Below are 568 nucleotides of genomic sequence, written 5' to 3'. Positions count from 1 at the left end.
CCTAAATCAACAACCTTGCCCTTTAAATCACTTGGAACCAAACTAGCTAATAACATCGCATCCATTCCAGAACGATGACCATATTTATGGGGTTGAACCAAATAAAATTTCCCGCGGTGAAAACTGTCAATTGTTTCACCACTCTGATTCGCTGCTTTATCCATTTAAAAGCCTAATGCTCACCTTTATAAACTGCATTTTTGCCATTCAGCTGCTATTTTAAATTTTTTATTATTTTATAACAATAAGATTACACTCGCTAAAGAACATTTCTTGCCAATAACATTCCAAGCTAACACTTTTAAACGACATCAAAAGCTTGAGTCAAAACCAAACCCCCTTTATGCTAATGAATAAAGTAAATTTTATATATGTCCATTGCAATACTCTAGGAGTAAACACATTGAGTGCAGCTATCAAACCAAAACAAATAAGAAATAATCAAATTTCTCTTCAATCTCTTGTCAATCTTACTCAAAAAGATATGGATTGCGTAAATCAATTTATTCTCTCTATGGCAAAATCAGAGGTTGAGATGATCCCTGAAATTTCTAACCATCTTATTTCA

At 32.9% G+C, this 568-nt stretch carries 2 pseudogenes; one reads left to right on the top strand and one right to left on the bottom strand.

Annotation, left to right across the window (positions count from 1 at the left end):
- Positions 1 to 164: pseudogene (locus ACFIO3_RS15355) on the bottom strand (methyltransferase); the annotation flags it as partial.
- A gap of 179 nt (positions 165 to 343) precedes the next feature.
- Between ACFIO3_RS15355 and ACFIO3_RS15350 the strand changes: the two are divergent.
- A pseudogene (locus ACFIO3_RS15350) lies at positions 344 to 568 on the top strand (polyprenyl synthetase family protein); the annotation flags it as partial.

Source organism: Bartonella sp. AD328YNZD (assembly GCF_042196425.1).
Note: the sequence above shows the minus strand (reverse complement) of the source record. Positions and strands in the feature narration are given on the sequence as shown.